General features: G+C 72.8%; 9 protein-coding genes and 1 tRNA gene. 8 read left to right on the forward strand and 2 right to left on the reverse strand.

Annotated features, from left to right (window positions below; genetic code table 11):
* Window positions 1-175 precede the first annotated feature (175 nt).
* Window positions 176-4705 (reverse strand): DEAD/DEAH box helicase, encoded by a 4530-nt coding sequence (locus H0E84_RS19305; protein WP_180680289.1) that lies wholly within the window; start codon window positions 4703-4705, stop codon window positions 176-178.
* 212 nt (window positions 4706-4917) lie between these two features.
* Between H0E84_RS19305 and H0E84_RS19310 the strand changes: the two genes are divergently transcribed.
* The 3 genes from H0E84_RS19310 (at window position 4918) to H0E84_RS19320 (ending at window position 15050) form a co-directional block, all read left to right on the forward strand.
* A complete protein-coding gene (locus H0E84_RS19310; RefSeq protein ID WP_180680290.1) occupies window positions 4918-13683 on the forward strand; it encodes a glycoside hydrolase family 94 protein in 8766 nt (2921 codons plus the stop codon).
* A complete protein-coding gene (locus H0E84_RS19315; RefSeq protein ID WP_180680291.1) occupies window positions 13680-13922 on the forward strand; it encodes a hypothetical protein in 243 nt (80 codons plus the stop codon). The genes H0E84_RS19310 and H0E84_RS19315 overlap by 4 nt, the downstream gene beginning before the upstream one ends.
* A 939-nt stretch (window positions 13923-14861) precedes the next feature.
* On the forward strand, window positions 14862-15050 hold the full coding sequence (locus H0E84_RS19320) for a hypothetical protein (protein WP_180680292.1): 189 nt from the start codon (window positions 14862-14864) through the stop codon (window positions 15048-15050).
* A gap of 81 nt (window positions 15051-15131) precedes the next feature.
* Here the strand turns inward: H0E84_RS19320 and H0E84_RS19325 are convergent.
* A tRNA-Lys gene (locus H0E84_RS19325) sits at window positions 15132-15207 on the reverse strand.
* 266 nt (window positions 15208-15473) lie between these two features.
* On the opposite strand from H0E84_RS19325, the gene ccoN reads away from it, so the two are divergent.
* Genes ccoN through H0E84_RS19350 form a run of 5 tightly spaced genes read left to right on the forward strand, consistent with a single transcriptional unit; the run spans window position 15474 to window position 18960 of the window.
* Entirely contained in the window at window positions 15474-16985 is a 1512-nt protein-coding gene (gene ccoN, locus H0E84_RS19330; protein WP_180680293.1) for a cytochrome-c oxidase, cbb3-type subunit I, read from the forward strand.
* Window positions 16982-17599: a cytochrome-c oxidase, cbb3-type subunit II gene (gene ccoO, locus H0E84_RS19335; protein ID WP_180680294.1), complete on the forward strand. Its 618-nt coding sequence runs from the start codon at window positions 16982-16984 to the stop codon at window positions 17597-17599. Before ccoN ends, ccoO begins: the two co-directional genes overlap by 4 nt.
* A 1-nt stretch (window position 17600) precedes the next feature.
* Entirely contained in the window at window positions 17601-17738 is a 138-nt protein-coding gene (locus tag H0E84_RS19340; protein ID WP_180680295.1) for a cbb3-type cytochrome oxidase subunit 3, read from the forward strand.
* Window positions 17735-18667 (forward strand): cytochrome-c oxidase, cbb3-type subunit III, encoded by a 933-nt coding sequence (ccoP, locus tag H0E84_RS19345; protein ID WP_180680296.1) that lies wholly within the window; start codon window positions 17735-17737, stop codon window positions 18665-18667. The genes H0E84_RS19340 and ccoP overlap by 4 nt, the downstream gene beginning before the upstream one ends.
* Window positions 18664-18960: a hypothetical protein gene (locus tag H0E84_RS19350; protein ID WP_180680297.1), complete on the forward strand. Its 297-nt coding sequence runs from the start codon at window positions 18664-18666 to the stop codon at window positions 18958-18960. The genes ccoP and H0E84_RS19350 overlap by 4 nt, the downstream gene beginning before the upstream one ends.
* Window position 18961 lies beyond the last annotated feature (1 nt).

The raw sequence follows: 18961 nt of genomic DNA on the forward strand, positions 1-18961 counted from the left end.
GCGGTCGGACCATTCTGCAGGATCGGAGCATGCGCGACCCGGCCGCCGCCGGTCCGGCCCGCCTCGTCCGCGCCCCTGAGCGGTCCCGCCCGCCGTCGTAGAGCGGAGCTTGCTCCGCTGCTCCCGGCTCCGGAGCCCGCGCAGCCGAGCAAGCTCGGCTCTACGGGGGTGCGCGTCAGGCGGCGACGACGGGCCTTTCCGCCGGCTCGCGCAGCAGCAGTCTGCGGATCGACGGCAGTTCGGCGTCGCCGAGCTCTTGCAACAGCTGCAACTCGCCGGCCACCAGCGCGGCCACCGGCACGCCATCGCGGTACAGCACCCGCGCGCCGGGCAGCCGCGGCACCTTCGCGCCGGGCAGCAGCGTGCCGGTGAGGTTGAGCGGATCGCAGGCGGCGACGCACACCAGGGCGCCGCTGTCGGGCCGCCGGCGCACGCTGCGCAACAGGCCCACCGCTTCCGGCAGCGCGAACTGCTCGCCGGACAGGCCGGCGATGAAGCGGCCGCCGCGGATCTCGCCGCGCGCCTCCAGCCGCCGGTAGACCCGCGACAGCTCGCGCCAGGGCGGCAGCCAGGCCGCCTCGCGCTCCAGCACGCGCCAGCACACCACGCCGTAGCGGCGCAGCAGCACGCGGGCGACGTGCTCCAGCGCCTCGGTACCGGAGTTGCCCGCATCCGCGGAAGGGCGGCGCACCGGGGCCCAGCGCCCGGCGTCGGCGATGCCCGACAGCGCGGGGCGGCGGCGGCGGCCGCGGGCCGGCGACCGCTTCGACGCCGGCACCAGCAGCGCGCGCAGGCCGGCGAAGCTGTCGCAGTGCGCATGCCCGCGCGCCACCAGCTCGGCGAGCGCGTCCTCGAGTTCGGTGCGCAGCAGGCCGGTGGCGTCGGCGATCTCGTCGAAGAACGAGGCGCCATGCGCGGCGAGATGCCCGGCGACGCGCTGGGCCCGCGAGGACAGCGCCCCGGCATCGACCACCGGCGGCGCCAACCGCGTCCAGTGCGCCGCGCTGCGTCGCGGCAGCAGCACCACCGGCGTCGCCCGTACGGATCCCGAACCGCGCCCCGCGCCCGGCTCGGCCTCGTGCGCCCGCAGTCGCGTCCACAGGGTGCGGCCGGCGGTGCACTGCTCGTCCAGCCAGGACAGCGAGTACCCGGCCACGCGCGCCGGCAGCAGTTCGGCTTCCCAGGCGGCGGCCGGCGCCTCGAAGCCCTCCAGCTGCGACAGCACCCCGGCGAGCGCCTCGGCGCCGGTCGCGCGCGCTCCGCCGGAGACGCGCTGCCAGTCGAACAGGAAGCGCAGGAAATCGCGCACCGGTACCGGCTCGATCTCGCGGCGCAGGCGGCCGAGCGTGTAGCGATGGATGCGCGCCAGCAGGTGGCGCTCGCACCACTCGGTCGCCTCGCTGCCCGGCGTGAACCTGCCCTGCATCGCGTAGCCGTCGTGCTGCAGACGCAACAGCGCGGCCTCGGCCTGCGCCGGGGACAGCCGGAGGCTGCGCGCCAGCTCGACCGCCGGGGTGGGGCCCAGCCCGGACAGGCGCGAACGCAGCAGCTCGGTCGTCGCGTCCTCGGGAGTCCAGGCGATGCGCGCGTATTCGTCGGGCGCGGCGATCTCCGGCTGCAGCGGCGCCCGCGGATGCAGCGCCTGCAGCTGCGGCAGGCGCTCGGCCGCGACCCAGCAGGCCAGCGGCGCAGCGGCGGCGTCGCCGGCCCGCTCGGCGGGAACTGGCGCGACACCGGCCCCGGGGGGACGGGCCACTGCGCCGTCCTGCGACACCGCAACGAGGGCGGTGCGCCGGTCTGCGGCCAGCGCCTCCAACTGCGCCTGCCAGGACGGATCGCGCCGCGCCTCCTCTGCGGTCACGAACCCCAGGCCCATCAGCGCATCGTGCATCTCGTCGGCGCTGCGCACCTCCGGCCACGCCTGGATGCGGACCTCGGCGATGGCGTCGGCATCGAGACGGCCCAGGTCGTCGGCGGCCTCGGGGTCGGCATGGCGGCGCGACTGCACCGCCTGGGTGCGCCGCTCCTCCAGCGGCGCGTCGTCGAGGAAGGCGTAGGGCCGCGCGTTGATCGCCTCGGCGGCCAGCGGCGACGGCGCGGTCAGGTCGCACGCCAGCACCTCCGCCTCGCCGGCCTCCATCCGCCGCAGCAGCCGCAGCCAGCCGGTGGTGTCCATCGCCTCGTCGAGGCAGTCGCGCAGGGTCTGCGCCACCAGCGGATGATCGGGGATCTCCCGCTCGCCGACGATGTTCTCCAGGCACGCCACCTGGTCGGGGAACACCGTGGCCAGCAGGTCCTCCGAGCGCATCCGCTGCAGCTGCGGCGCCACCTTGCGCCCGCCCGAAAAGCGCGGCAGCGCCAGCGCGGTGGTGGCGTTCCAGCGCCAGCGCACCCCGAACAGCGGCGCATCCAGCAGCGCCTGCACCAGCACGTCGCGGGCCGAAGCCGAATGCAGGTAGTGCGCGACCTCGATCAGCGGAAAACTGTGGCTGGTCGACAGCGACAGGACGATCGCGTCCTCGGTGGCGGCGGCCTGCAGCTCGAAGTTGAACTTGCGGCAGAAGCGCTTGCGCAGCGCCAGTCCCCAGGCGCGATTGAGGCGGCTGCCGTAGGGCGTATGGATCACCAGCTGGGTGCCGCCGGACTCGTCGAAGAAGCGTTCCAGCACGATCCGCGACTGCGTCGGCAGGGCGCCGAGCGCGGTGTACGCGCTGGCCAGATAAACGGCGAGCTGGCGCGCGGCCTCTTCGTCGAGGCCCAACTCGCCGTGCAGCCATGCCACCGCCCGCTCCGTGCCGCGGCGCGTCGCCTGGTCCGGTGCGGGGGCTCCGGGGACCGCGCAGCCGAGCAAGCTCGGCTCTACGGGGGGCTCCGGTGCCTGCGCCGTTAGGCGGGACTCCACTTCGGCGCGCAGGCGCGCCACGCCCGCCGAGAGTTCGTCGCTGCGCCCCGGCGCCTCGCCGAGCCAGAACGGGATGCTCGGCGGCAGCCCCTGCGCATCCTCCACCCGCACCCGTCCCGGCTCGACGCGCAGGATCCGGTAGCTGGCGTTGCCGAGCTGGAAGATGTCGCCGGCCATGCTCTCGACCGCGAAGTCCTCGTTGACGGTGCCGATGGCGGTCGCCTCCGGTTCCAGCACCACCGCGTAGTCGCCGGTATCGGGAATGGTGCCGCCGGACATCACCGCGGTCATGCGCGCACCCTTGCGCCCGCGCAGGCGGCGGTTGACCGCGTCGCGGTGCAGGTAGCCGGCGCGCGGGCCGCGGCGGCTGCTGTAGCCGTCGGCCAGCATCCGCACCACCGCGTCGTAGTCGGCGCGCGCCAGCCGCGCGTAAGGCCACGCGCGCCGGAGCATCCCGAACAGGGCGTCCTCGTCCCAGTCGCGGCAGGCGGTCTCGGCGACGATCTGCTGCGCCAGCACGTCCAGCGGCGCCGGCGGAATGCGCAGCGCATCGAGCTCGCCGCGGCGCACGCAGTCCAGCAGCGCCGCACATTCGACCAGCTCGTCGCGGGTGGCCGGGAACAGGCGCGCCTTCGGCACTCCACCGACCGAATGTCCGGAACGCCCGGCGCGCTGCAGGAACGCGGCGATCGAGCGCGGCGAACCGAGCTGGCAGACCAGATCGACGTCGCCGATGTCGATGCCGAGCTCCAGCGACGCCGTCGCCACCAGCAGCTTCAGTTCGCCGCGCTTGAGGCGCTGCTCGGCGTCCAGGCGGTGTTCGCGCGCCATGCTGCCGTGGTGCGCGGCGACGTGCTCGCGCCCGAGCAGTTCGCCCAGATGGCGCGCGGCGCGCTCGGCCATGCGCCGGGTATTCACGAACACCAGGGTGGTGCGGTGCCCGCCGGCGAGCGCGGCGATGCGCCGGTACACCTGCTCCCACTGGTCGGTGGACATCACCGCCGACAGCGGCGTGGGCGGCAGCTCCAGCGCGAGATCGCGCCGGCGGTCGTAGCCGATGTCGACGATGGCGCAGTCGGCCGCCTGCGGGACGGTCTCGCCATCGCGTCCGGCGGCGGACGCCGCCGGCGACAAATCGCCCGTGCCGACGAGGAACCGTGCGACCTCGTCGATCGGCTTCTGCGTCGCCGACAGCCCCACCCGCACCAGCGGCCGTGCGCACAGCGCCTGCAGCCGCTCCAGCGACAGCGCCAGGTGGCTGCCGCGCTTGTCGTCGGCGACGGCGTGGATCTCGTCGACGATCGCCGTGCGCACCGAGCCCAGCATCTCGCGGCCGGACTCAGAGCCCAGCAGCACGTACAGCGATTCCGGGGTGGTCACCAGGATGTGCGGCGGCCGCCGCCGCATCCCGGCGCGCTCCGACTGCGGCGTGTCGCCGGTGCGCACCGCGGTGCGGATCTCCACGTCCGGCAGGCCCATCCGCGCCAGCTCGGCGCGGATGCCGGCCAGCGGCGCCTCCAGGTTGACGTGGATGTCGTTGGACAGCGCCTTGAGCGGCGAGACGTAGACCACCGTGGTGGCGTCGGGCAGTCCCTCCGGTCCGGCCGCCAGGCCCTCGCGGATCAGGCCGTCGATCGCCGCCATGAACGCGGTGAGGGTCTTGCCGGAGCCGGTGGGCGCGGCCACCAGCGTATGGCGTCCGGCGGCGATCGCCGGCCACGCCTGCGCCTGCGCCGGCGTGGGCGCAGGAAACGCGCGGCGGAACCACTGCGCGACGGCGGGATGGAAGGCGTCGAGGGGCATCGGGGGAGGAACGGGAGGCGGGCGGGCAGCGCAACGGCGCCGATGCCGCCCGGGGCCGTGAACGGGGTCGGGACCAATATGCGCCCGGTCGGCGGCGGATTCAACGGCGCCCGCCCAGGCGATCGCGACCGCGCCGCAGCGGCCGCGTCACGGCGCACCACCCCGGCCGGTGGCATGCTGGGGCACCCCCTCCCGAGTGCCCCGTCTTCGCGATGTCCAATGCCCGGCACCTGCTCGGCCACTGGCTGCGCCTGCGGCGGCGCCTGTGGCGCCTCGGGCGCAGCGCGTCGGCCAGGCCGGCAGCGGCCGAGCAGCCGCTGCGTTCGCCGCTGTTCAGCGCCGAGCAGATGGAGGCCCACGGCCGCGCCCTGGCGCGCGGCCACGTGCTGCTGGCGCACCCGGCCCCCGACCAGCTGCTGCCGCGACTGCGCGAGAACCACGACCTGCTCGACCGGGCCAACGCCCTGCTCGCGCGGATGGTGCAGGACGAGGTGCGCATCACCCCGGCGGGCGAGTGGCTGCTCGACAACTTCTATCTGATCGAGGAGCAGGTCCGCACCGCGCGCCGCCACCTGCCGCGCAACTACAGCCGCGAACTGCCGGTCCTGGCGCACGGCTCGGGCCCGGGCGTGCCGCGGGTGTACCACCTGGCGATGGAAGCGGTGGCGCACGGCGACGGGCGCATCGACGCCGAGGCCATGACCCGCTTCGTCGCCGCGTACCAGTCGCTGGCGCCGCTGACCATCGGCGAACTGTGGGCGATCCCGATCATGCTGCGCCTGGCGGTGATCGAGAACCTGCGACGCATGGCGGCGCGGGTGATGCACGACGGTACCGAGCGCCGCGAGGCCGCCGATTGGGCGCGCCTGCTCAACGAGACCGCCGCCCACCGGCCGACCGACGTGGTGCTGGTGGTCGCCGACCTCGCGCGTTCGCAGCGCGCGGTGACCGGCGCCTTCGTGGCCGAACTCGCGCGCGGCGTGCAGGGGCGCAGCGTCGCTCTGGCGATGCCGATGAACTGGATCGAGCAGTGGGTCGAGCACAGCGGCCGGACCGTCGAAGCGCTGGTCCAGGCCGAGACCCAGCAGCAGGCGGCCGACCAGGTCTCGGTGAGCAACAGCATCGCCAGCCTGCGCCTGCTCGCGACCATCGACTGGCGCGAGTTCGTCGAGAACCTGAGCGTGGTGGAGCGGACCCTGCGCGAGGACCCGCACGGCACCTACGCGCTGATGGACTTCGCCACCCGCGACAGCTACCGGCATGCCCTGGAGCGGATCGCGCGCCGCAGCGGCATCGACGAGATCGCCGTGGCGCGCGCCATCCTGGACCTGGCGCGGGAACACGCCCGGGCCCGCGACACCCGCGCCCACGTCGGCCACTACCTGGTGGGGGACGGCCACGCGCTGGCGTGCGCGGCGGTCTCGGCGATGGAAGGCGCGCGCGCCGTGCGGGCGCCGCCTGCGACCATCCCGCTGCCGGCCTACCTGCTGCCGATCGCCGCGGCGGTGGCGTTCTTCGCCTCGGGGCTGCTGTCGGCGTTCGACGGCGCGCTGCCCGGCGGCGCGCTGCCGTGGCTGCTGGCGGCGCTGGCGATCGTGGTGTTCAGCGAGCTCGGCATCGCCCTGACCAACTGGCTGGCGACGGTGCTGGTGCCGCCGCGCCCGCTGCCGCGAATGGATTTCTCGCGCGGCATGCCGCGCGCCACGCGCACCCTGGTGGCGGTGCCGAGCATGATCGGCACCGCGGCGGCGGTCGACAGCCTGATCGAGGGGCTGGAGGTGCGCTTCCTCGCCAACCGCGACCCCTACCTGCACTTCGCCCTGCTGACCGACTTCCTGGATGCCGACCACGAGCTGGTCCCGGAGGAGCAGGCGGTGCTCGACCACGCGGTGCGCCAGATCGACCGGCTCAACGCGCGCTACGCGCCCGAACACGGCGGCCGGTTCTTCCTGCTGCACCGCGCGCGGCGCTGGAACGCGGGCGAACGCAGCTGGATCGGCCCGGAACGCAAGCGCGGCAAGCTGGCGGCGCTCAACCGGCTGCTGCGCGGCGCGGCGCCCGAGCAGGACTTCATGCGCACCGCCGGCAACCTGGCGATGCTCGGCAACGTCCGCTACGTGATCACCCTGGACACCGACACCCGCCTGCCGCGCGATGCCGCGCGCGAGTTCGCCGCGACCATGGCGCATCCGCTCAACCGCCCGCGCTTCGACGAGCGGCGGCGCCGGGTCACGCGCGGCTACGGGATCCTGCAGCCCGCCATCGGCAGCAGCATGGGACCGGGGCGCAGCACCCGCTATGCGCGCCTGTTCGGCAGCGAACCCGGCATCGATCCGTACACGCGCACGGTGTCCGACGTCTACCAGGACCTGTTCGGCGAGGGCTCGTTCGTCGGCAAGGGGATCTATGACGTCGACGCGTTCGAGTACGCGCTCGCGGACCGCTTTCCCGACAACAGCATCCTCAGCCACGACCTGCTGGAGGGCTGCTACGCCCGCGCCGGGCTGGTCAGCGACGTGCAGCTGTTCGAGGATCCGCCGGCGCGCTATGCCGCCGACGTGAAGCGCCGTCACCGCTGGATCCGCGGCGACTGGCAGCTGCTGCCCTGGCTGTTGCCGTGGGTGCCGCGCGCCAGCGGCGGCTTCGAGCGCAATCCCCTGTCCTGGCTGTCGCGCGGCAAGCTGCTGGACAACCTGCGCCGCAGCCTGGTACCGGCGGCGGCGACCGCGCTGCTGGTGACCGGCTGGGCGCTGCTGCCGGCGCCGCTGGCGTGGACCGCCTGGCTGCTGGGCCTGTGGCTGCTGCCGGTGCTGATCCCGGCGGCGCGCAACGTGCTGGCGCGGCCGCCGGACATGGCGCTGGAACCGCACCTGCTGCAGGTGGGCCGCGCCGCCGCCCGCCAGCTGCAGGCCGCACTGGTCAATCTCGCCTGCCTTCCCTACGAGGCCTGGTTCAGCCTCGATGCGGCGGCACGCAGCCTGTGGCGGATGACGCTCAGCCGCCGGCGCCTGCTGCAGTGGAGCCCGTCGAGCGAGGTCGAACGCAATCTCGATCGCGACGCCCTTGGTGAGCTGCGCAGCATGTGGGTCGCACCCGCGTTCGCGGCGGTGGTGACGCTGCTGCTGATACGGCTCAACCCGGGCGCGCTGTGGGTCGCCGCGCCGCTGCTGGCCTGGTGGGCGGCCGCGCCGCTGCTGATGACCTGGCTGGGCCGCACGCCGCCGCCGCGGCGCGCGCGGCTCTCCGCTTCGCAGCTGGATTTCCTGGGCCGGCTGGCGCGGCGCACCTGGGCCTTCTTCGAGGTCCACGTGCGTGCCGAGGACCACTGGCTGCCGCCGGACAACGTCCAGGAGCACCCGGTGGCGGCGATCGCCCACCGCACCTCGCCGACCAACATCGGCCTGTCGATGCTGGCGAACCTCGCGGCCTGGGACTTCGGCTACCTGCAGGCGGAGGCGGTGATGGAGCGCACCCGCCTCACCCTGGGCACGCTGGACGCCCTGGCCCGCCATCGCGGCCATTTCTACAACTGGTACGACACCCGGACCCTGCAGCCGCTGCCGCCGCGCTACATCTCCACCGTGGACAGCGGCAACCTGGCCGGACACCTGCTGACCCTGCGCCAGGGCCTGCTGGGGCTGCTCGACGCGCCGCTGCTCGCGCCGGCGACGTTCGACGGGCTGGCCGACACCCTCGGTGTGCTGCGCGAGCAGGAGCGGCCGGTGGCCGGCGACGGCACGGACGGCCTGGACGCCCTGCTCGATGCGTTCCAGGCGCAGCTCGCCGCGTTGCGCGCGTCGCCGCCGGCCGACGCCGCCGCAGCCTCCAGCGCTCTGGTCGGCCTGGGCCTGCAGGCCGAAGCGATCGCGGCGGCGTGGCCGCACCCGGCCGACGAGGGCGCGGAGGAAGGTGCGCTCGTCCCGGACTGGCCGCAGGCGCTGCTGCGCGCTTGCCGCGCCGCCTGTGCGGCGCTGGACGCATTCGCGCCGTGGCCATGGATGGCCGGCGACGCCGCCGCGGGGGGCATTCCCACCCTGCGCCAGCTGCGCGACCGCAGCAGCGACCCGCTGGCGCGGGTGCGCGCCGGCGACCGGATCCTGGAGCTGGAAGCCCTCGCGCACCGCGTCGGCCAGTACGCGCTGATGGAGTACGGCTTCCTCTACGACCGCAGCCGCCACCTGCTGGCGATCGGCTACGACGTCGAGGAGCGCCGGCTCGACAACGGCTACTACGACCTGCTCGCCTCCGAGGCCCGGCTGGGCAGCTTCGTCGCAATCGCCCAGGGCCAGCTGCCCAAGGACACCTGGTTCGCGCTCGGGCGCCTGCTGACCGAGGTCGACGGCCGCGCCGCGCTGCTGTCCTGGAGCGGCTCGATGTTCGAGTACCTGATGCCGCAGCTGGTGATGCCGAGCTATCCCGACACCCTGCTGGCGCAGACCAGCCGGCATGCGGTCGAAGCGCAGATCGGCTACGGGCGCCAGCGCGGCGTGCCGTGGGGGATCTCCGAATGCGGCTACAACACGGTCGATGCGCGGATGAACTACCAGTACCGCGCGTTCGGCGTCCCCGGGCTGGGGCTCAAGCGCGGACTGGCCCAGGACCTGGTGATCGCGCCCTACGCCAGCATGATGGCGTTGATGGTGGCGCCGGAAGAGGCCAGCCAGAACCTGCAGCGCCTGGCCGGCCTGGGCTTCGGCGGCGAGTTCGGCCTGTACGAGGCGATCGACTACACACCGGCGCGGGTGCCGCGCGGCCAGGACCACGCGGTGGTGCGCTCGTTCATGGCGCATCACCAGGGCATGGGCCTGCTCTCGATGGCCTACCTGCTGCGCGGGCGGCCGATGCAGAAGCGCTTCGCCGCCGATCCGCAGTTCCAGGCGACCCTGCTGCTGCTGCAGGAGCGCGTGCCCCATACCGGCGTGTTCCATCCCCACGAGGCCGAGGCCGGCGCGCGCGTGGTGGTGGAGACGTCCGAGACCCGCCTGCGCGTGTTCCGCAACCCGGATACCTCGCGGCCGGCGGTGCAGATGCTCTCCAACGGCCGCTTCCACGGCCTGTTCACCGCCGCCGGCGGCGGCGGCATCCGGCTGCGCGACATGGCGGTGACGCGGTGGCGCGAGGACGCCACCCGCGACCACTGGGGCAGCTTCTGCTACCTGCGCGACGTCGGCAGCGGCGGCTTCTGGTCGGCCGCGCACCAGCCGACCTGCGTGCCGGTCAAGCACTACGAGGCGATCTTCTCCGACGCCAAGGCCGAGTATCGCGGCCGCAGGCTGGGTTTCGACACCCACATGGAGATCGCGATCTCGGCCGAGGACGACATCGAGCTGCGCCGCCTGCGCGTGTCCAACCGCTCGCGACGCGCGCGGACCATCGAGATCACCACCTACGCCGAGGTGGTGCTGGCGCCGGCGGCGGCCGACGAGGCGCACCCGGCCTTCGGCAACCTGTTCGTCCAGACCGAGCTGCTGGCCGGCAAGCAGGCGTTGCTGGCCACGCGGCGCCCGCGCTCGCACGCCGACGCCACGCCTTGGATGTTCCACCTGGCGGCGGTGCACGATGCCGACATCGCCGCGATCTCCTACGAGACCGACCGCGCGCGCTTCATCGGCCGCGGCAACACCGTGCGCGCGCCGGCGGCGCTGGCCTCGCTCGAGGAACTGTCCGGCACGGTGGGCTCGGTGCTCGATCCCATCGTCGCGATCCGCTGCCGGATCGAGCTGGCGCCCGGACAGACCGCGATCGTCGACCTGGTCACCGGCGTCGCCGGCGAGCGCGACGGCTGCACCGCGCTGATCGACAAGTACCGCGACCGGCGCCTGGCCGACCGGGTCTTCGACCTGGCCTGGACCCACAGCCAGGTGGTGCGCCGCCAGATCAACGCCTCGCAGGCGGACGCGCAGCTGTACGAGCGGCTGGCCGGCCTGATCGTCTACGCCCACCCGCTGCTGCGCGCCGACAGCGCGGTGCTGCTGCAGAATCGCCGCGGCCAGTCCGGCCTGTGGGGACACTCGATTTCCGGCGACCTGCCGATCGTGCTGGTGCGCATCGCCGACTCGGCCAACATCGCGCTGGTGCGGCAGATGGTGCAGGCGCACGCGTACTGGCGGTTGAAGGGCCTCAACGTCGATCTGGTGATCTGGAACGAGGACAACGCCGGCTACCGCCAGGAGCTGCAGGAGCGGATTCTCGGCCTGGTCTCCACCGGGCCCGAGGGAGGGATGCTGGACCGGCCGGGCGGCGTGTTCGTGCGCATGGCGCAGCAGATCCAGCAGGAGGACCGCATCCTGCTGCAGGCCGCGGCGCGGGTGATCGTCGGCGACGAGCACGGCACCCTGGAGGCGCAGGTCGGGCGCAGCATCCCTCCGCAACGCGCGCCACCGCTGCTGCACCCCGCCGGGACGGTCGCCGAGACCGCCCGGAGCGCGCGGGCCGCCGTGGCCGCTGCGTCCGCGCCATCGCCGCAGGCGCCGATGCCGCCGTGGCCGTCGCTGGTGGCGACGGACGACGACGATCCCTGGCCGTTCGACCCCGCCGCCGACGCGGTGATGCTCGACAACGGCACCGGCGCGTTCTCCGCCGACGGGCGCGAATACCTGATCGCGCTGCCCGCCGGTGCCGCCACGCCGGCGCCGTGGTGCAACGTACTGGCCAACGATCGCTTCGGCACCGTGCTCAGCGAGAGCGCCGCGGGCTACACCTGGGCCGGCAACGCGCACGGATTCCGCCTGACCCCCTGGCACAACGACCCGGTGGCCGATACCGGCGGCGAGGCGCTGTACCTGCGCGACGAGGAGAGCGGGCTGGTCTGGTCGCCGCAGCCGCTGCCCTGCCGCGGCGGCGGCGAATACCGCACCCGCCACGGCTTCGGCTACAGCGTGTATTCCCACGTCGAGGACGGCATCGCCAGCGAGCTGTGGGTCTACGTGGCCCCGCGCGACGCGATCAAGTTCTCGGTACTCAGGCTGCGCAATCTGTCGGGGCGCGAGCGGCGGCTGTCGGCGACCGCCTACGTCGAGTGGGTGCTCGGCGACCTGCGCCGCAACTCGCTGCTGCACATCGTCAGCGCCGTGGACGAGGCCAGCGGCGCGCTGACCGCGCGCAACCCCTACAGTCCCGAATCCGGCGGGCGCGTGGCCTTCCTCGATGCCGATACCGGGACCGGCAAGCGCGCCTTCACCGCCGACCGCACCGAGTTCATCGGCCGCAACGGCAGCCTCGCCGCCCCGGCGGCGCTGCGCAACGCCAGCCTGTCCGGTCGGCTCGGCGCTGCGCTCGATCCCTGCGCGGCGCTTCAGGTGCCGGTGACGCTGGCCCCCGGCCAGGCGTCGGAGACGATCTTCCGGCTCGGTGCGGGGGACGATGCCGACGACGCGTCCCGGCTGGCGCTGCGCAGCAGGGGCGCCCGCGTGGCGCACGAGGCGCTGGCCGAGGTCCGCAGGCACTGGGAGCGCATCCTGGGCACGGTGCAGGTGGAGACGCCCGAGCCGGAACTGGACGTGCTGGCCAACGGCTGGCTGCTGTACCAGACCCTCGGCTGCCGGCACCTGGCGCGCAGCGGCTACTACCAGTCGGGCGGCGCGTTCGGCTTCCGCGACCAGCTGCAGGACACCATGGCCACCGTGCACGTGGCGCCGGAGACCACCCGCGCGCACCTGCTGGCCAGCGCCGCGCACCAGTTCCCCCAGGGCGACGTGCTGCACTGGTGGCACCCGCCCGGCGATCGCGGCGTGCGCACGCGCTGTTCCGACGACTACCTGTGGCTGCCGCTGGCGGTGTGTCGCTACCTGGAAGCGACCGGCGACACCGGGGTGCTGGACGAGCACGCCCCCTACATCGAGGGCCGGCTGGTGAGCCCCGACGAGGAGTCGTACTACGACCTGCCGGTGCCGTCGCGGCTGCGCGAGCCGCTGTACACGCATTGCGTGCGCGCACTGCGCCGCGGCATGCGGCTGCGCGGGGAGCGCGGCCTGCCGCTGATCGGCACCGGCGACTGGAACGACGGCATGAACCGCGTCGGCGACGCCGGCCGTGGCGAGAGCGTCTGGCTGGGGTTCTTCCTGGCGACCGCGCTGCAGCGCTTCGCCGCGGTGGCGCACGCGCGCGGCGACGACGCGTTCGCGAAGGAATGCGCGGCCGCGCGCGGGGAGCTCGCGCGCAACCTCGACGCCCACGCCTGGGACGGCGACTGGTACCGGCGCGCCTGGTTCGACGACGGCACTCCGCTGGGATCGGCGCAGAACGAGGAATGCCGCATCGATTCGATCTCGCAGAGCTGGGCGGTGCTCTCCGGAGTCGCCGATCCGGCGCGGGCGCGTCAGGCGATGGACGCGCTGGATCGCCACCTGGTGCGCCGCGAGGCCGGGCTGGTGCAGCTGCTCGACCCGCCGTTCGACCGCATCGTCCAGGACCCCGGCTACATCCGCGGCTACGTCCCCGGCGTGCGCGAGAACGGCGGCCAGTACACCCACGCCGCGGTCTGGGCGGCGATGGCCTTCGCCCGGCTGGGCGACGGCGAGCGCGCCTGGGAGCTGGCGCGGATGATCAACCCGGTGGGCCACGCCCGCGACGCCGAGGCGGTGGAACGCTACAAGGTGGAACCGTACGTGATGGCGGCCGACGTCTACGGCGTGGCGCCGCACGTCGGCCGCGGCGGCTGGACCTGGTACACCGGCTCGGCCGGCTGGATGTACCGGCTGCTGACCGAATCGTTACTCGGTCTCGAGCGTCGCGGCGACGCGCTGCGACTGGCGCCATGCGTTCCCGCCGGCTGGCGCGGATATCGCCTGAGCTACCGCTTCGGTCGCAGCCTGTACCGGATCGAGGTCGTCTGCGTCGATGCCCCGGCCGCCGGCCATGCCGCCGCGACCGCGCGTCTCCTGCTCGACGGCGCCGAGCAGCCGTCGACCTGGATCGCGCTGCTCGACGACGGCGCCGAGCATCGCGCCGAACTGCACTGGCCCAGGCCGCGGCAGTGATCCCGCGCGAGCAGCTCGACGCCGAACTCGACGCCCTGGAGCGGATGCTGCCGACGTGGCTGGAAAAGCTGCGCCATCCCGCGCAGTTCGCGCCCCAGTTCGAAGCCCTTGCCGGCCGGATCCTGGCGCAGGCCCATCCCGACGACCTGGCCCGCGCCCACGCCCGCATCGCCGCGATGCTGGCGACACAGCGCCCGCACGACGCCGGGGCCCGAGGCAAGGCTCGCCCCGACGCGTAGGCCAGCGGGTCCCTGCCCCGAAAACCGCTCGCACCAGTCCCGCCTGGTGATCGATGGACCGAAGGCGTGCGGTGCCATCGGGCCGGGGGATGCGTGACAACCAAGCGAGTATCGGGGAGCGACTTGGCACGGATCCCCCGGCCCGCCCCCGGACGCATTTCCGGCAGTCCCGACCGACCGGCGTCCGCAGTTGCTCGAACGAGCGGTCCGAAGGCACCCGGGGCCATCGGGCGGGGGTGGCGCCGCAAGTCGCTCCCCGATACTCGCTTTGTTGCGACGCCACCCCCACCCGATGGAGCGACATTCGCCGGCGCTTCCAGAAAAGCAGGAGCCGACGCGGCGGGCCTTGCCCGCGACCCACGCTTTCCGGCCCGATCGCCGCGCCGTCTCCAGGCGGGCCGGGGGATGCGTGACAACCAAGCGAGTATCGGGGAGCGACTTGTCACGTATCCCCCGGCCCGCCCCCCGACGCATTCCCGGCAGCCCCGACCGACCGGCGTCCACAGTTGCTCGAACGAGCGGTCCGAAAGCACCTGGGGCCATCGGGTGGGGGTGGCGCCGCAAGTCGCTCCCCGATACTCGCTTTGTTGCGACGCCACCCCCACCCGATGGAGCGACATTCGCCGGCGCTTCCAGAAAAGCAGGAGCCCACACGGCTGCACCTGGCCAGACCCACGCTTTCCGGCCCGATCGCCGCGCCGTCTCCAGCGGGCCGGGGGATGCGTGACAACCAAGCGAGTATCGGGGAGCGACTTGGCACGGATCCCCCGGCCCGCCCCCGGACGCGCTGCCGGCCCGGGTGCCGCTGGCCGGCACATGCGGACCACCGTCGCCGCGTCCGCACCGGACGCTGCCGTCACCACGGCCGGTGCGATTGGCGCGGCCCTTGCATGTCGAGGGTATCGGGGCGCGGGTGCGCCCGCTGCCTCGGGACTTGGCATGACCTGGATCGTCCACCTGCAACCGGGCATCGGCTACGTCCTCAGGGACGAAGCCGGCGCCGAGTATCTGCCGCGCTCGAACTGGCCGCTGGCCTTCGCCAATTCCGAACAGGCGCAGGCCGTCGCGACCGGACTGAACGAACGCGAGGCGGCGCGCGCGGCGCGCCGGCCGCTGCCTGCTGGTTGAACCAGCAACAACGAGTCATCGGTCCGCATCCCCGGTCGTCTCCGGAGTGCGCGCCGGCGAGCACCTCGGCGGCCGGCGGTGTGGTGGGTCGTGTTGGATTCGAACCAACGACCAGCGGATTAAAAGTCCGATGCTCTACCGACTGAGCTAACGACCCGGCAGGCCTGCACCCCTCGCCGGGGTGACGTGCGCGGCGAGCGGAACATTGTGCCACGGTTGCCGGCCTTCGCCGAGCCCCACGGCCTGCGCGAAGATGGGCCGCGGGCGCGACGCGGGCACCGCCGCGCGCCCCGGCCGGAGCGGCATGCCGCCTGCAGGAGCGGCGGCGCTGCCACGGCCCCGCTCCCGGGAACTTGATCGTAATCAAGTCGCCGCTAGCGGACGGACGCCACAATGCCCACAGGATCCGGAGAACCCAGCCCCATGGCCCATCAGCCCAACCTCGTATCGCCGGTCGAACCCGCGGATGTCCGCACCGCCCCGGCCCCCGGCGGCACCTACAACGACAAGGTGGTGATCCAGTTCGCCGTCGCCACGGTGGTCTGGGGCATCGTCGGCATGCTGGTGGGCGTGGTGATCGCCGCCCAGCTCTACTGGCCGACCCTGTTCGAGGGGATTTCCTGGCTGAGCTATGGGCGGCTGCGGCCGCTGCACACCAACGCGGTGATCTTCGCCTTCGGCGGCAGCGCGCTGTTCGCCACCAGCCTGCACGTGGTGCAGCGCACCTGCCACGTGCGGCTGATCTCCGACAAGCTGGCGGCGTTCGTGTTCTGGGGCTGGCAGCTGGTGATCGTCGCCGCCGCCGTCAGCCTGCCGCTGGGCATCACCCAGAGCAAGGAATACGCGGAACTGGAGTGGCCGATCGACCTGCTGATCACGGTGGTTTGGCTGGCCTACGCCTGGCTGTTCTTCGGCACCATCGCCCGGCGCCGGGTGAAGCACATCTACGTGGCCAACTGGTTCTACGCCGCCTACATCATCACCATCGCGCTGCTGCACGTGGTCAACAACCTGGCGCTGCCGGTGGGCATGTTCAAGTCCTACCAGGTCTACACCGGTGCGGTCGACGCGATGGTGCAGTGGTGGTACGGCCACAACGCGGTGGGCTTCTTCCTGACCGCCGGCTTCCTGGGGATGATGTACTACTACGTGCCCAAGCAGGCCGGCCGGCCGATCTATTCCTACCGCCTCTCGATCGTGCACTTCTGGGCGCTGATAGCGGTGTACATGTGGGCCGGCCCGCATCACCTGCAGTACACCGCGCTGCCGGACTGGGCGCAGTCGGTGGGCATGGTGTTCTCGCTGATCCTGCTGGCGCCCAGCTGGGGCGGCGCGATCAACGGCATCATGACCCTGTCGGGGGTGTGGCATAAGCTCCGCACCGACCCGATCCTGAAGTTCCTCATCGTCGCGATCAGCTTCTACATGATCGCCACCTTCGAGGGACCGATGATGTCGATCAAGACGGTCAACTCGCTGTCCCACTACACCGACTGGACCGTCGGCCACGTCCACGCCGGCGCGCTCGGCTGGGTGGCGATGATCTCGATCGGCGCGATCTACTCGCTGCTGCCGCGGCTGCTCGGCCTGCAGGGGATGTACTCGACCAAGTGGATCGACGTGCACTTCTGGATCCACACCCTCGGCGTGGTGCTGTACATCGCCGCGATGTGGATCGCCGGGGTGATGCAGGGCCTGATGTGGCGCGCCACCAACGACGACGGCACCCTGACCTACAGCTTCGTCGAGGCGCTCAACGCCACCTACCCCTACTACCTGGTGCGCCTGCTCGGCGGCGTGGTGGTGGTGGGCGGCATGCTGCTGATGGCGCTCAACACCTGGAAGACCTTCGCCATGGCGCGCAACCCGGCGCCGCAGCCGGTGCTGCCGCCCGACCCCAGCGACGTACGCGAGATGCCAGGGAGCGCCGCATGAGCAACAACCCGCACGAGAAGATCGAGAAGAACGTCGGCCTGATGGCGGTGCTGATCGCCGTGGCCGTGTCCTTCGGCGGCCTGGCCGAGATCGTGCCGCTGATGTACCAGGCCGAGGCGATCGAACCCCTGCCCGGGGTCGAGCCCTACCCGCCGCTGCAGCTGGCCGGGCGCGACGTCTACGTGCGCGAGGGCTGCTACAACTGCCATTCGCAGATGGTCCGCACGCTGCGCTTCGAGACCGAGCGGTACGGCCACTACTCGCTGGCCGGCGAGTCGGTCTACGACCGCCCGTTCCAGTGGGGCTCCAAGCGCACCGGTCCGGACCTGGCGCGCGTCGGCGGCCGCTATCCCGACGATTGGCACCGCGTGCACCTGATCGACCCGCGCGACGTGGTGCCCGAATCCAACATGCCCAGCTACCCGTGGCTGGCCGCGGCGCGGCTCGACGGCGACACCGTGACCCGGCGGATGCGCGCGCTGCAGACGCTGGGCGATCCCTACACCGACGAGCAGATCGCCGGGGCCGCCGCGGAAGTGGCGGACAAGACCGAACTCGACGCCGTGGTCGCCTATCTGCAGGGCCTCGGCCGCCACGCACCGAGGGGGCAATGACATGGTGTCCGGAATCGTGACGACGATCCTGCTGCTGCTGTTCGTGGGCGGCTGGATCTGGGCCTGGAGCCCGCGCCGCAAGCGCGACTTCGACGAGGCCGCACGCCTGCCCCTGGACGAAGGGGAGGACCGCCGATGAGCACCGCATGGTCGTGGTACGTGATCGTCCTGGTCGCGATCAACATCGCCGGTTGCGTCTGGCTGCTGTGGTGGACCGCGCGCCGCCGCCCCGGCGATCCCGCGCCGACCGAGACCAGCCACATCTGGGACGGCGACATCACCGAATACAACAAGCCGCTGCCGCGGTGGTGGATCAACCTGTTCTACATCACCATCGTCTTCAGCATCGGCTATCTGCTCTGGTACCCGGGACTGGGCGCGTTCGCCGGCTACGGCCGCTGGAGCTCGCAGCTCGAGCACGACCGCGAGAAGGCCACCCAGGACGCGCGCCTGGAGGAGACCTTCGCGGTCTATGCGAACCAGCCGCTGCCGGCGCTGGCCCGCGACCCCGATGCGATGCGCCTGGGCCGCTCGATCTTCGCCAACACCTGCGCCACCTGCCACGGCTCGACCGCGCGCGGCGCCACCGGCTATCCCGACCTCACCGACCAGGTCTGGAACTGGGGCGGCGAGCCCGAGCAGATCCTGGCCACCGTGCTGGACGGCCGCGAGGGCGTGATGCCGCCATGGGAGAAGGTACTGACCGGCATGGGCGGCGAGCAGGCCATGACCGCGATCGTCGCCTACACCCGCTCGCTGTCGCAGCCCGCCGCCGGCGGCGATTATTTCGCCGCGCGCGGCAAGACCCTGTACGAAGGGCTGTGCGTGGCCTGCCACGGTCCCGACGGCACCGGCAATCAGGCGCTGGGCGCGCCGGACCTCACCGACGGTCAATGGCTCTACGGCGGCACCAGCGAGGCGCTGTTCGCCAGCATCGCGCACGGCCGCCACGGCATCATGCCGGCGCACCGCGAGCTGCTGGGCGAGACCCGCGCGCGGCTGGTGGCGGCCTGGGTCTGGTCGCTGTCCAACCCGCCCGCGAACGCGACCGCGGATAACTCGCAATGAGCGAGGCGCAGGGCGCCTACGACCACCCGCCGCGCCCGCTGGCGCAGAAGCTCGGCGCGATCCTGTGGCCGAGCTTCTTCGCCGCGGGCGTGGCGACGATGGTGTTCTTCGCCTTCGTCGATCCGCTGCTGCTGCGCGACATGACCTTTCCGTCGCTGCCGATGACCCGCGGGCTGGGGTACACGCTGGGCTTCTTCACGTTCTGGGTCGCCACCGCCTCGTCGAGCCTGTTCACCTGGTGGCTGCTGCGGCCCGCCAGCCGGTTCAACCGCGCGCTGCCGCCGGAACGCTGAC

This window comes from Luteimonas salinisoli (assembly GCF_013425525.1).
GTDB classification, from domain to species: Bacteria; Pseudomonadota; Gammaproteobacteria; order Xanthomonadales; family Xanthomonadaceae; genus Luteimonas; species Luteimonas salinisoli.